This window comes from Stenotrophomonas sp. STEN021, assembly GCF_056760175.1.
Genome location: NZ_JBRREH010000051.1, coordinates 19,186 through 33,069 on the forward strand (window position 1 = coordinate 19,186; position 13,884 = coordinate 33,069).

Below are 13,884 nucleotides of genomic sequence, written 5' to 3' on the forward strand. Positions count from 1 at the left end.
GCGTGTTCGTTTGTCGGGTCTTTTTAGGCGGGACTGTTGGGGAAAGCAAAGGCTTTGAAGCACCCCTCCCCAGCCCTCCCCCCTTCGCCTTTGGCGAAAGGGAGGGAGACAAGCGCTCTGCCCCCTCCCTTTGGCGCAGCCAAGGGGAGGGTTGGGGAGGGGTGCTTCCTGCGCGGACTGGCCGCTCCTCATTTGCCTGCGGCTTACAGAGAAGGCGACAGCCGCTGCGCCAAGCCGGACCAGCGACTGGCATGGCGTGCCAGCGCCGCTTCGATTACCTCGGCGCTGCCGGCCAGATGCAGGCCGTTGCAGGCGCGAGTGATGCCGGTATAGAGCAACTCGCGGCTGAGCACGCGGTTGTCGCGGCGGGGCAGCTGCAGCCAGACCTGGTCGAACTCCGAGCCCTGTGCCTTGTGCACGGTCATCGCGAAGGCGCTTTCGTGCAGCGGCAGCGCCGCCGGGTGGAAGGCACGCGGGTTGGCCGGATCATCGCCGGGGAACCAGGCGCTGGTGCTGCGGCCATCACCATCACGTAGGCAGATGCCGACATCGCCGTTGAACAGGCGGTGGCGGTAGCTGTTCTCGCCAATGATCAGCAGGCGACCGTGGAACCAGCCCGGGCCCAACGCGCGGCCGCGGTTGCCGGCCAACAGGTCCTCGATGCGGGCGTTGAGCCCGCGTGCGCCCTGCGGGCCTTCGCGTACGGCGGTGAGCAGGCGCATGCGGCCGGCCAGGGCCAGCGCGTCGGCCGGCGTGGCGGCATCGGCCAATGCCTGCCAGTACTGCTGCAAAGGCTCGCGCCAGGCTTGCAGCGGGTCGATATCGCCTTCGTGGAAGTGCACGCCGGTCAGTTCAGCGTCGCGCAGCAGCTGCAAGGTCTGCACTGCATCGCCGTCGCGCATGGCGCTGGCCAGCGGTGCCAGCTGCAGGGCCTCGCTCTGCCGATAGCCGCGCTGCAGCTGCACGCGAGCACCAGCAAAGTCCTTGGGGTTGGTTTCCACGGCGCCGGCGGGCAGTTCGCCCAGCAGCGGGCGCAGTGCATCCGCATCGGTAGCCGTCGTGCGCTGGCCATCGCCGGCGGCACGCAGGATGGCACTGAGCACGTCGCCGGCTTCCACCGAGGGCAGCTGGTCGGGATCGCCGAGCAGCACCAGGCGGGTGCCGGGGGCGATGGCCTCGACCAGCTTGGTCATCAGCGGCAGGTCGATCATCGAGGCTTCGTCGACCACGATGACGTCATAAGGCAGCGGGTTGTCGGCGTGGTGGCGGAAACGCGGCGAGTCCGGAATCACGCCGAGCAGGCGGTGCAAGGTGGTGCCGGTGCTGGGCAGCTGGTCGCACAGGGCGCTGTCGATACCGGTGGCGATCAGCTTCTGCAGGGCGTGGCGCAGGCTTTCGGCCATGCGCTCGGCGGCGCGGCCGGTTGGCGCGGCCAGGGCGATGCGCGGCGCGGGCTGGTTTGCGGCCTGCGCCTGCGCGGCCAGCAGCACCAGCAGGCGGGTGATGGTGGTGGTCTTGCCGGTGCCGGGGCCGCCGGTGATCAGCAGCAGGTTGTGGCGCAGCGCGGTGGCTGCGGCGCGGGCTTGGTGGTCTAAAAGCTTCCCCTCATCCGCCCTTCGGGCATCCCCGCCTTCGCGGGGACAGGCCCTTTGATCTCCCGCAGGCGGGAGAAGGGAGAGGTCCAGCTGCGCTTGCATCTGCAGGTCTTGCGGCGCTGCCTGCTTCTGGCCCCCTCTCCCGCCGGGAGAGGGCTGGGGTGAGGGTGCCGCCTGCCCCGGAAACAATCGAGTAAACACGTCAGCCAGGCCAGCCACATCACCACCCGCAACCGGTGCCTGCCCGATCCGCTGCAGACCCGCCGCCAAGCGACGCTCGTACTCACGATAACGGCGCAGATACAGCAGCCCGTTCTCCCACACCAGCGGTGCCTGCTGCGACTCCACGCTGTTATCCACAGCTGTGGATATCCATTTGGACGACGCAAGCTGCGCAATCCATTCCTCGGCAGCCGGCCATTCCACACCGGCATCCACCAAACGCTGCGGCTGGGTCGGATCAAAGCCGGCATGCCCCTGCGATACTGCCAGCGAGGCCAAGGCCGCGGCAGCCAGCACCGCGTCCGGCGTTTCCGTATCCAGCCGCCGCAAGCTTTGCGCCAGGGCATGATCCAGCGCGCGCAGCGCGCCGGCTTTGTTCAATGCGGCCAGCAGGCTCATGCCTCGCCTCCCAGTCGTGCCAACAAGGCCGCATGGCCATCGCGGCCACCGGCAAACAATTCATCCACCGCATGCACCAGCTCCGGTGCGAAGTTGTGCGCGTACAGCCCCGGCGACTGCGGACGCCTTGCATCCAGCCCGCGACAGAACAGATAGCGAATACCACCGAAGTCACGCGCGTAGTCGTAGCCAGCACCAATGCGGAAGCGCAGCCAGCGGTGCAGGGCCACCGTGTAGATCAGCGCCTGCAGGTCGTACTCGCTATGGCGCATGGCCGCGTCCAGCTGCGCCGGCGCGTAATCGGGCAGCCGGTTGGATTTGTAATCCAGCACATACCAGCGCCCATCGCGGACGTAGGTAAGGTCGATCTTGCCGGTCATCAGCCCTTCCAGCTGACGGCGCAGGCCGAAGCCATTACGGGCGCGTACAACCCCGTGGGCATGCAGCACGCGCAGCAGGGCCGGCACCGTGGTCGGCTGCATGGCGAAGTGGAATTCGATTTCGGCGCGGCGCTCACCTTCGCCCAGCGAATGCAGCGCACCACCCTCAGGCAAGGTGACGGTCAGGGTCTGGCCGATCAGCTCGGTCAGCAATGCCACGCCATCGGCTATCTCTTCGTCGACGTAGCCATCGGCACGCATTGCCTTGGCGATGATCTCGGCCTGACCTTCCGGCGCTGCTTGGCCGGGCTGCCAATCGCACCAGATGCCGAAGTCGACGTTCTCCAGTGCGGCATGCAGCACGTTGCCGAAGCGGCTGCCGGCGAAGCGCGGATCGAACACTTCCGGCTGTGCGGCGGTGGCTTCGGTAGGCGACTCGGCATCGACGTCGATCTGCGCCGGTTCGTCGGCCGCGCCGCCACTGTCTTCGGTAGCAGCAGCCGCAGTGTCGTGGCCGCCTTCGGCATGGGCGAGCTGGGTGAAGCTGTAGACCCACCAATCGTGCGGCACGCTGCGGCGCACCTCGCGTACCGGCGGCAGGGCCTGTTCGCGCTCGGGCGGCAGCCGCGTCGGCACCGGGCTGCTGTCGTCTTCGATCACCTGGATGTCGGCATGCTCGGGCAAGCCCAGCAACATCGGCCCGAGCCGCGAGGTGGCCAGGCCAGTCAAGGCACCGCCACTTATCCACAGCGCATGCTCGGCGCGGGTCAGGCCGACGTAGAGCAGGCGCGCGGTTTCGGCCTCCTCATCGGCATTGACCTGCTGGCCCACGGCCTTCCAGTCGGGATCTTCCTTGTCGATCTTCCAGTGCAGCACGCGTTGTTCGCCGTCGTGCACGGTGCGGTGGTTGCTGCTGTCCGGCGCATTGGTGGCGATGCCGACGAAGGGCAGGTAAACCAGCGGGTACTCCAGGCCCTTGCTCTTGTGCAGGGTGATGATCTGCACGCGGCGGGCATCCGATTCCAGACGCAGCAGCTGCGCTTCGTCACCTTCGTCGGCATGGGCGATCTGGGTCTGCAGCCAGTCGAGCAGGCCGTGCAGGCCTATGCTGCGGTTGCTGGCTTCCTGCAAGGCTTCGGCCAGCTGCAGGTAGTTGGTGAGGCGGCGCTCACCGTCGATCAGCAGCAACAGGCGTTCGGCCTGCTCGGCGCACAGGTCCGACAGCAGGGCGAGCACGCCGCCGCGCTGCCAGCGCTCACGCCATTGCAACAGGCGCTCCTGGTGCAGGCGTTGTTGTTCGCCCTCATGTTCCATCGCAGCGATGGCAGCTGCGCTTTCACCCAGCAGCACCGTCGCCAGCGCAGCGCGCAGCCGGCCTTCGTCGGCCGGTTGCAGCAGGGCCAGCAACAGCAGGCGCAGCTCGTGCTCCTCGGCGCTGGCGAACAGGCTCTGCTTGCCTGCAGCTACCGCAGGGATGCCGAGCGCGGCCAAGGCCTGCTGCACGCGTGAAGCTTCCTTGTGCGAGCGCACCAGCACGGCGATATCGCCCGGCTGCACCGGCTTGCCATCGACCAGCGCGCGTTCTTCGCGGGCAGCGCTGAGCACCTTGTGGATATCCGCCACGCACGCGGCGGTGGCGGCGTCGCGCGAGGCATCGGCCTTCAGTGGCTTGCCGTCTGCGTCGCCCGCAATCAACTGCAGGGTCAGCGCCGGAGCTGGCTTTCCGTCGAACAGATAGTCTGCATCGCTGCGCTTGCTGCCGGGCAGTACCGGCTCGAACTGGATGCGCTCGTCGAGGAAGGCTTCGGGGCCGGCGTTGTCGTACAGCGCCTGGATCGCGCGCAACACGCCGGGGCGTGAGCGGAAGTTGCGGTCCAGCGCCGGCGCGGCTTCGGCCAATGACTTGGCCTGGAGGTAGGTATGCACATCGCCACCACGGAAACCGTAGATGGCCTGCTTGGGATCGCCGATCAGGAACAGCGCGGCATCGCCATCATCGGCGACGAACACGCGGCGGAAGATGTCCCACTGGCGCGGGTCGGTGTCCTGGAACTCGTCGACCAGGGCGAAGCGGTACTGCGCGCGCAGGCGTTCGGCCAGATGCGCGCCATGCGGGCCGTGCAAGGCGTTGGCGACGTTGTCGATCAGGTCGTCGTAGGTCTGCTGGCGGCGCAGCTGCTTGAGCTGGGCCAGTCGTTGGCGGACTTCACCACGCAGCTGGTGCAGCAGCACGATCGACTGCTGGCGCTGCCACTGCGTCACCTGCGCCAACGCCTGCAGATAGTCGGCGATCAGCGGCTGCAGCGGCGATTGCGGGGTGCTGCCGGCCTTGGCCTTGTTGGTCTTGGCATTGAGCACGTCCAGCGTCAGCCGCTCCAGACGTTCGTCCAGTTCGGCAGTCGGATCGGGGTGGCGGCTCCACTGCAGCAGTTGCTGGAACAGCGGTTCGATCCAGTCCGACTTGTAGCTGGACTTGTTGAGGATGCCGCCTTCCACCGCGCCACGCAGTTGCTGCAGATAGGTGTCGCCATGCTCGGCGATGCCAGCAGCAAGACGCTGCGCAGCGCCGTCGCGGAACGGGCGGGTGTCTTCGATCAGGGTCTGCGGTGGCTGTGGATAAAGCGGCAGCTCGGCAGCCAATGCGGGCAGATCGCGGGCCAGTGCATCCGGACTTTTCCACAGGCCGAGCAGCGCCTCCAGCTGCTCGCCCTGCCCTGCATGCAGGCGCCACAGGTCGGCAGCCAGTTCGGCATGCAATTCGCGGGTATTGGCCAGCAGCTCGGGCGCGGCAAAGGTGTGGCCGCTCTCCAAAGCGTATTCGCCCAACACGCGGGTACAGAAGCCGTGGATGGTGAAGATCGAGGCGAGATCGGTTTCTTCAGCGGCAATGCGCAGGCGCCGGCCCAATTGTGCGGCACTCTCGCTGCCCTGCTGCAGGTGGCGCTGCAGGATGGCGCGGGTAAGCATGGTTTCCGGGCTGTCGCTGTCGTCCGGTGTGCTGTCGACCACGCGTGCAGCGAGTTCCAGGCGTTCGCGGATGCGCTTGCGCAGCTCCTGGGTGGCCGCGTCGGTGAAGGTGACGGCCAGAATCTGGCCCATGCGCAGGCCCTGCTCCACCACCAGGCGGGTGAACAGCGTGGCCAGGGTGAAGGTCTTGCCGGTGCCGGCACTGGCCTCGATCAGGCGCAGGCCGTCCAGCGGCAGGTGCAGATAGGGGTCCTGCTGCAGCGCTTCGGTGCTCATGCGCCGGCTCCGTTCGTGACATCGTTTTCAGCGTCGAAATCGGGCAAGACGCGGCCCTCGCGCAGCGCGGTAAATATCAACAAGGCGTTGTGGATAAATCTGTGAGTAGTGCTTGGCGATGCGAACGGATCGGTGCCGCGCAAGGCCAATTGCAGGGCTTCGCCGTTGCGCTCGCCCCAGCTGTGTTCGCTGCCGAACCAGCGCGCCTGCGCCGCGTTTTCGCGCTTGTCCTCATCGGCGTTGTAGATCTCCCAACCGGTGTAGGGGGCGAATAGAAGCGGTGCTTGCATTCCTTCGGAACGTAGACGCAGCAAGGCTTTCAGGGCTTCCTGCGCAGTCTCTGCGGAGAGCTCGGGAAGCCGATGCGGGCCATGGCCAGCCTGCCCGTTGTCATGGAATTGCAGCATCGATGACGGCACACCGGCAGCGTTCACCAGCAGCCAATCCAGGCCACCGCGCAGCACATAAGCCACCCCCGGCGCACCCGCCTGCAGGCGGATCAGGCCCTGTGGATGAATTTGATCGACACGCCCATGCAGGCGCACGCCATCGAGCTCAACTTCGTAGCGTTGCGAGCCCAGCGGCTGGCCGTCGTACCACTGCGAAAACGTTTCCGCGCAGGGCCGGATGCGGCTGAGCATGCGTTCAAACTGCTGCCGTCCAAGCGCACCGGAAGGCAATAAAGCACGGGCACGCAGGCGCTGGTACAGGCCGGCTTCGCGGCCTTCCAGCAGGGCACTGAGTAGGTGTTGCTGCAAGGACGAATGCAGGCGGCCACCACTGGGCACCAGCAGCGGCTCGATGTCTTCGCTGTCGTCAATGTCACCGGCCAGCCGTAGTCCAAGCCGTTGGCTGAGGAACTGCCCTGCCGGGTCACTGATGAATCGGCGCAGGGTATCCAGCGAAAGACTGTCGTCATTGAGTGCGGTGGGCAGCGGTGCGTTCAGCGGGCCGTCAAACCACGGCGCCAAGCGCTGCCGGCTGCCGCCAACCGCGCTGGCGGCCGGGTGCCACTGACGCCGGTAACTGAATCGGCGCGGCTCGCCATCGCCGCCAAATGCCGCTGGCGCGAATGGCTGCAACGGATGCCGCACCACCAGCTGCTTGCGCGCGGCAGCGCTGTCCAGGTGATACGCCGATGCCGCGTTCACCAGCTCGCTGACCAGCACCGAGGGTTCGCGCACGCTGCCGTCGCGGGCATCGGCACCGAGGTAGCTCAGGTAGAACACGTCCTGGGCGGAGGCGAACAGCTGCAGGAACAGGAAGCGGTCGTCCTCACGCAGCGAGCGGTCGCCATAGCGACGGCGCTCGGTGCCCAGCTCGGCGGTGAGCCGGCTCAGGCCGGCAGCCGGGTCGCGGCGCGGGAAATCTCCGTCGTTCAAGCCCAGCACGCAGATCACCCGGAATGGCAGCAAGCGCATCGGCACCATGCGGCCGAAGCTGATGCCGCCGGTGAGCAGCGGCGCGCGGGTATCGGCTTCGGACAGCACCGAGGCGAAGTGCGCACGCACGACTTCAGCCGGTACCGGCGCGTCGAAACCGGCGCTGGTGGCTTCTTCGGCGAACTCGTTGACCAGTTTGCGCAGGCGGTCCAGCGCGCGCACCGCGGACGGTTCGGTCGGGGTCTCCGGCAACAGCGCCAGCAACAGACCGAGCAGGCGCTCACGCCATTGCTTGGGCGTCAGCGCTTCAGCCAGGGTCTTCTGGTGACGGGCGAGAACGCGCAGCAGGCGGATCAGCGCATCCAGTGCAGCCAGGCCGCCGCCTTCCAGTTCCGGCCACGGCGCGACACCGCCGATGTCCTCATCGCTGCCGCTGGCATGGCCGAGCAGCAGCCGGTCCAGCGCGAACTGCCAGGTGTAGGCATCGTCGGCCGGGGCCTGATGCTGCTTGCGGTGGCCTGCATCCAGGCCCCAGCGCGCGCCCGCTGCCTGCAGCCAGCCGTGCAGGCGTTCGAACGCAGCCGCATCCAGACCGGAGGCCGACGCCAACGGTGCGCTGGCCAGCAGGTCGAGGATTTCATTGAGGCCGAAGCGCGATACCGGCAGGCCCAGCAACTGCACGAACACCTCGGCCAGCGGCTCGCCCTGCAGCGGGCTGGCATCGGCCAGCGCCCACGGAATATGCGCATCGTTGCCGCCACGGCCGCCAAATACCGATTCCAGGTAGGGCACGTAGGGGTCGATATCCGGTGCCAGCACCGCGATTTCGCGTGGCTGCAGCGGTGGGTCGAAACGCGGGTCTTCCAACAGCGCGCGCAGCTGGTCGTGCAGCACCTGCATTTCGCGCAGGCGGGTGTGGCAGGCGTGGATCTGGATGCTGGGGTCGTCCACCCGCAACGCTTCGCGCAACGGTGGCGAGGGCAGCGCGCGGCGGTGGAACAGGTCGGCCTGCAGGCGGTGCAGCAGGCTGTCGCCAAGCCCGCCGTCATCCAGACCGGGCACTGCAATGCTCTCCGGGTCCACATAGGCGGCGATTTCGCCGCTGGGATGCACCACTTCGTAATCGCCCAGCACCGCCATGAAGTCACGGCCGGCTTCGCCCCAGGCCTGCAGCAGCGGGTTCTCGCCGGCCTCGATACCGAACGGCTCGGCCAGGCCGCTGCGCAGCTTTTCCTTCAGCGTCTGCAGGTCACCCCAATAGGAACGCGTTGGCGTCGGCATATAGAAGTGCAGCGTGCCAACCCGCGCCTGGGTGGCGATCACCCGCAGCACGTCCGGCGAGACGTTGAGCGTGGCGAAAGCGAACAGCCGCTGCGGCAGCCCTTGCGGCAAGGGCTGGTGCTCGCCTTCAAAGCGGGCCAGGTAATCGTTGATGCGCCGCGCGCGGTAGTTCTGGCCACCGGCGATATGCCGCCACAGGATCGCCTGCGGGTCATCCGGCTCAGCACCGTCCTCCCAGCGCAGCAGCCAGTGGCGGCGCCAGGCCTGGTACTTCTCGAATACCCCGCCCAGCTCGGCTGCCAGCGCCCATGGCCGCAGCGGATCATCGCGATCCAGGTAGGCACGAAGCCCGGCCATCGCCGGCTTCTGCATCACACTGCTGTCGGTCAATGCCCCGTAAAGCCGCCAGTGCAAACCGGTCGCGCCCAGATCATCGCGCTCACCCGGCACATTGGCCTTCAGTGCCTTGGCAACGAATTCGCCAGGCGTCAGGAATTCCAGATTGGCCGACACGCCATATTCGGCGGCCAGGGTGGACTGCAGCCAGCGGCGCATTGCCACCTGCGGGATCAGTACGATATCGGCGGCCAGCAAGGGCTGGCCGGGCGCCGGCTCACGCAGTGCGTGGGCCAACAGCTGAGCCAACACGTCCAGGGCATTGGAGTGGTACAGGCGGAAATCGGGGGCATTGCTCATCACGCCATCTTGCCGCAGCAGCATCGCAGGGGGCGAGACATGAATGCATTGCGCACATTCCCGACCGGTTGACTCTCCCATCCCCTGCACACTGTGTTGCTGTGAACGCCCCAAGCTGTGCATGGCGCCGCGCGCTGACAATGAGACAATACTGCACGGTCCAGTACGCTTATGTTCAGGCGCTGCTGGCAATCCTAGAACGTTGGTTTTCCGTTAAAGGCCGTCATGCCCTCAGCCCGGACTCCCTTGGTGCAGTTGTCCAACGTGCGAATCGATCGCGGCGGACGCACCATCCTGCGCGATGTTTCGCTGCAGGTACCGCGCGGCAGCATCACCGCTGTGCTCGGCCCTTCGGGCAGTGGCAAGTCGACGATGTTGGCAGCGCTGACCGGTGAGTTGCGGCCGGTATCCGGGACTGTGCAGCTGTTTGGTCGGGATATCCCGCACGGCAATCGTGATCTGCTGGAGATGCGCAAGAACGTCGGTGTGCTGCTGCAGGGCAACGGTCTGTTGACCGACCTGAGCGTGGCCGACAACGTGGCGCTGCCGTTGCGTGCACATACCAGGCTGCCGGAGCCGGTACTGAAGCGTCTGGTGCAGATGAAGCTGCATGCGGTGGGTCTGTTGGCCGCTGCCGATGCCTGGCCGCGCGAATTGTCCGGCGGCATGGCGCGGCGCGTTGCGCTGGCGCGTGCATTGGCCCTGGACCCGCCGTTGATGATCTACGACGAGCCGCTGACCGGGCTGGACCCGATCGCCTCGGGCGTGATCATGAGCTTGATCCAGCGTTTGAACGACAGCCTGGGCCTGACCAGCATCATCGTCAGCCACCATGTGCATGAAACCCTGCCGATCAGCGATCAGGCCGTGGTGATCGCCAATGGCGGCATCGTGTTCTCCGGCACGCCGGACGAACTGCAGGCCAGCACAGACCCGCTGGTGCGGCAGTTCCTGCACGGCGAACCGGACGGCCCGATTCCGTTCGATGCGCCGACGCGCAATTACGGGTTGGAGAACGCGTGATGCTGACGCTACGCGAAATGCGTGATTCCTGCCCCCTCTCCCGCATGGCGGGAGAGGGCTGGGGTGAGGGCGCTTTTAAAGCACGTAGAGCCAAAGCTCCCCTCATCCGCCCTTCGGGCACCTTCTCCCGCTTGCGGGAGAAGGGCTTGTCGTCCAGCACCTTCAGTACTTCAAGGGACGCTAGCTGATGCCCTTCACCTCCTCCATCCGCTCGCTGGGCCGTGCCGGGCTGTTCTCGCTGACGGTGCTGCGCGGCTCGCTGCCGACGCGTGATTTCCTGGCCGAGCTGACCCGCGAGATCTACAAGATCGGCGCGCGTTCGCTGCCAATCATCGCCGTTGGTGGCGCCTTCGTCGGCCTGGTATTGACCCTGCAGGGCTACCGTACGCTGACCACCTTCGGTGCCTCCGATGCGCTTTCCACCCTGCTCGGCCTGTCGCTGTACCGCGAGCTGGCACCGGTGCTGACCGCGCTGCTGTTCATCGGCCGCGCCGGCAGCTCGATCGCCGCCGAGCTCGGCCTGATGCGTGCCACCGACCAGATCAAGGCGCTGGAGCTGATGGCCATCGACCCGATCGCCAAGGCGGTCGCGCCGCGCTTCTGGGCAGCGGTGCTCACCGTGCCGTTGCTGACCGGCATCTTCTGCTCGCTGGCCATTGCCGGCGGCTACTTCGAAGCGGTGCACATCCTGGGCCAGGACAACGGCACGTTCTGGTCGGGGCTGCGCGGCAGCGTCGACTTCTGGGACGATTTTGCCGTGGCCCTGCTCAAGTCGGCGATCTTCGGCGGCACCGCGGCGCTGGTCGCGGCCTATGTCGGCTTCCACGCCGAGCCGACCATCGAAGGCACCTCGGTAGCTACCACCCGTGCGGTGGTAAACGCCTCGTTGCTGGTACTGATGTTCAACTTCGTGCTGTCGGCGCTGCTGTTCCAGTAACGCCAGTCCCTCGCAAAAGCCCGCACATTGATGTGCAGGATCAAACGAACAACCCGCTTCGATCACTACGAAGCATCTGCTGGATCAGGAGTGAGATAACAAATGGCCATCCGTGGACCCAGACTCGAATTTTCCGTCGGCGCCTTCCTGCTGCTGGCCCTGGCCTCGCTGCTGGTGCTGGCCGTCGCCTCCACCAACCAGCGCTTCGGCACCGGCGGCGGCGACTATGAACTGAAAGCCCGTTTCAGCCAGATCGGACAGCTGCGCAAGCAGGCGCCAGTGAAGGTTGGCGGTGTGACGATCGGCCAAGTAGCTGACATTCAGCTGGACCCGATTAAATACGATTCCATCGTGACCCTGTCGCTGGACAGCAAGTTCAAGGACCTGCCGGCCGATACCTCGGCCGGCATCTTCACCAGCGGTCTGTTGGGCGAAAGCTATATCGGCCTGCAGCCCGGTGGTGACCCGGACGTCTTGAAGTCCGGCGACGAAATCGTCTTCACCCAGCCGGCGGTGGATCTGCTGCAACTGGTTGGCAAGTACATGTTCAGCGGCGGCGGCACCACCGGTGCGGCTGCCAACGAAACCCACGGCGCAGACGCGCCCGCTACGGAACCGCAACCATGAAAGTGAAACTGCTTACCGCCGTGCTCGCTGCGGCCCTGCTGGCCACCGCGCCGTCGGTCACGCTGGCGCAGGCGCGCCCGGCCGCAACCGCCGCGCAGCCTTCGGCCGCCGCCCGCACCGTGCTGGACTCCAGCACCCGCATCATCAACGCCCTGCAGACCCGCCGCGCCGAGTTCCGCGCCAACCCGGCGAGCCTGCGCAGCTACATCGATGGCGAGCTGAGCCGCGCCTTCGACCGTGACTACGCCGCCCGCCTGGTGCTGGGCGTGCACGGCCGCGGCGCCGCCGATGCCGACGTCAAGCTGTTCGCCGATGCCATGGCCGACAACCTGATGTCGCGTTACGGCTCGGCCCTGCTGGATATCCAGGGCAAGCCCAGCTTCCGCTACAAGAGCGAGCAGCCGCTGCCGGGCAACCGCGGCGTCAAGGTCTCCACCGAGCTGGTACGTGCCGGCAGCGAGCCGACCCCGGTTGAGTACCTGATGCGCAATGTGGATGGCCAGTGGAAGATCTTCGACGTGATGATCGAAGGCATCTCCTACGTGCAGACCTTCAAGAACCAGTTCGACGCCCCGCTGCGGCAGAAGTCGATCAAGCAGGTCGCCACCGAACTGCGCAGCGGCAGCATGCAGGCCAATGCGGGTCCGGCCGCTCCCCGTGGCAAGTAACGCCACCTTCCGCACCGAGGGCGACACCCTGCTGCTTGCAGGCGTGATCAACCGCGAGGCGGCGGTTGCGCTGTGGCCGCAGCTGACGCGGGCGCTCGCGCCTGTGCGTCAGCTCGACCTGGGCGCGGTTGATGGCATCGACAGCGCCGGCTTGGCCTTGCTTGGTGAACTGGCCGCACGTTTGCGGGCCCACGGTGGCGGCAACGTCAGCGGCAGCCCGGCTGGACTGGACGAATTGTGTGCAGCCTACCGGCTGTCACCGTCCCTCGATTTCAATGCCTCCTCGGCAGGAAGCTGACATGAAACTTTTCCGCACCCTCCTCCTCCTGCTCAGTGTGGCCACGCTTGCCGCCTGCGCCGGCAAGCCCGCGCGTGACACGCTGCCGGCGTCCACCGTAGTGGCACCGCAGGCCGCTGAACAAAACGTCGACACCGCCACTGCTGCTGTGCCGGTGCAGGACACCGCAAGCACGGCCACTACCGACAGTGCGCAGAACACCGCGACGGCCAGCGATGACACCACTCCGACCGGTGCCGAAGACGACTTCGCCGCGCTGTATGGCGGCCCGGCGCCTGGCGCCGAAGGCGAAGCGGGTGGCGCTGCTGCCAGCGTGACCTACGATCCGTGGGAAAAGTACAACCGCGGCGTGCACCGCTTCAACAATGCGGTCGACCATGCCGTGGCGCGTCCATTGGCCACGGCCTACGTCAATGTGGTGCCGCAGTTCGCACGTACCGGCGTCAGCAACTTCTTCAGCAACCTGCGCTCGCCGCTGACCGTGGTCAACCAGTTGCTGCAGGGCCATGCCGATGACGCCTGGGACACGCTGGGCCGGTTCCTGATGAACTCCACCTTCGGTATTGGTGGCCTGTTCGATCCGGCCAGCAAGGCGATGGTACCCAAGCGCAGCGAAGACTTCGGTCAGACCCTGGGCGCGTGGGGCTGGCGTCGTTCGCGGTACGTGGAGCTGCCGTTCTTCGGCCCGCGTACCGTGCGTGATGTGTTCGGCCTGGCCGGTGACATCCCGCTGTCGCCGATGCGCCAGATCGAGATGGACAAGGTTCGCATCGGCCTGCAGGGGCTGCAGCTGGTGGATATGCGCGCGCAGCTGATGGCAGTGGATTCACTGCGTGATACCGCGGTGGACGAATACGCATTGACCCGCGATGCCTGGCTGCAGCGCCGCAATTACCAGATCGAAAAGGATCTGCGCCGCGACCGCAAGCACGACGATGACGACCAGATGACGATCCCGGTCGATGCGATGCCGATGCCGAACTGGGGCGATTGATTCTGCTTGCTGCTGGACAACAAGAAGCCCGGGGAGACCCGGGCTTTTTGCTATCCGCTTTTATTGTAGGAGCGGCGTAAGCCGCGAAGCTCACATTGCTGACGGGTCGGATCAATCTGTGATCTGCTGATCCATCAGC

At 66.4% G+C, this 13,884-nt stretch carries 9 protein-coding genes; 6 read left to right on the plus strand and 3 right to left on the minus strand.

The annotated features are described in order from the left end of the window. Nucleotides 1–203: 203 nt before the first annotated feature. Genes recD through recC form a run of 3 tightly spaced genes read right to left on the minus strand, consistent with a single transcriptional unit; the run spans nucleotide 204 to nucleotide 9,198 of the window. Nucleotides 204–2,216 carry an exodeoxyribonuclease V subunit alpha gene (recD, locus tag ACVOL0_RS12285; protein ID WP_481549362.1) on the minus strand — a complete coding sequence of 671 codons (2,013 nt, stop codon included), beginning with the start codon at nucleotides 2,214–2,216 and terminating at the stop codon, nucleotides 204–206. Further along, nucleotides 2,213–5,839, minus strand: a complete 3,627-nt coding sequence (locus tag ACVOL0_RS12290) for a UvrD-helicase domain-containing protein (RefSeq protein WP_481549363.1) — start codon at nucleotides 5,837–5,839, stop codon at nucleotides 2,213–2,215. The genes recD and ACVOL0_RS12290 overlap by 4 nt, the downstream gene beginning before the upstream one ends. Next, complete coding sequence (gene recC, locus ACVOL0_RS12295) at nucleotides 5,836–9,198, minus strand: exodeoxyribonuclease V subunit gamma (RefSeq protein ID WP_481549364.1); 3,363 nt, start codon at nucleotides 9,196–9,198, stop codon at nucleotides 5,836–5,838. The genes ACVOL0_RS12290 and recC overlap by 4 nt, the downstream gene beginning before the upstream one ends. A gap of 225 nt (nucleotides 9,199–9,423) precedes the next feature. Here recC and ACVOL0_RS12300 point away from each other — a divergent pair, with 225 nt between their 5' ends. The 6 genes from ACVOL0_RS12300 (at nucleotide 9,424) to ACVOL0_RS12325 (ending at nucleotide 13,745) form a co-directional block, all read left to right on the plus strand. After that, nucleotides 9,424–10,221 (plus strand): ABC transporter ATP-binding protein, encoded by a 798-nt coding sequence (locus ACVOL0_RS12300; protein ID WP_481549365.1) that lies wholly within the window; start codon nucleotides 9,424–9,426, stop codon nucleotides 10,219–10,221. 187 nt (nucleotides 10,222–10,408) lie between these two features. Further along, nucleotides 10,409–11,158 (plus strand): MlaE family lipid ABC transporter permease subunit, encoded by a 750-nt coding sequence (locus ACVOL0_RS12305; protein ID WP_057629957.1) that lies wholly within the window; start codon nucleotides 10,409–10,411, stop codon nucleotides 11,156–11,158. Between the two features lie 102 nt (nucleotides 11,159–11,260). Continuing rightward, a complete protein-coding gene (gene mlaD / locus ACVOL0_RS12310; RefSeq protein WP_481549366.1) occupies nucleotides 11,261–11,785 on the plus strand; it encodes an outer membrane lipid asymmetry maintenance protein MlaD in 525 nt (174 codons plus the stop codon). Next, entirely contained in the window at nucleotides 11,782–12,453 is a 672-nt protein-coding gene (locus ACVOL0_RS12315) for an MlaC/ttg2D family ABC transporter substrate-binding protein (RefSeq protein WP_481549367.1), read from the plus strand. Before mlaD ends, ACVOL0_RS12315 begins: the two co-directional genes overlap by 4 nt. Continuing rightward, nucleotides 12,422–12,751: an STAS domain-containing protein gene (locus ACVOL0_RS12320; protein WP_481549368.1), complete on the plus strand. Its 330-nt coding sequence runs from the start codon at nucleotides 12,422–12,424 to the stop codon at nucleotides 12,749–12,751. The genes ACVOL0_RS12315 and ACVOL0_RS12320 overlap by 32 nt, the downstream gene beginning before the upstream one ends. 1 nt (nucleotide 12,752) lies before the next feature. Further along, a complete protein-coding gene (locus ACVOL0_RS12325) occupies nucleotides 12,753–13,745 on the plus strand; it encodes an MlaA family lipoprotein (RefSeq protein WP_481549369.1) in 993 nt (330 codons plus the stop codon). The last annotated feature ends 139 nt before the right edge of the window (nucleotides 13,746–13,884 follow it).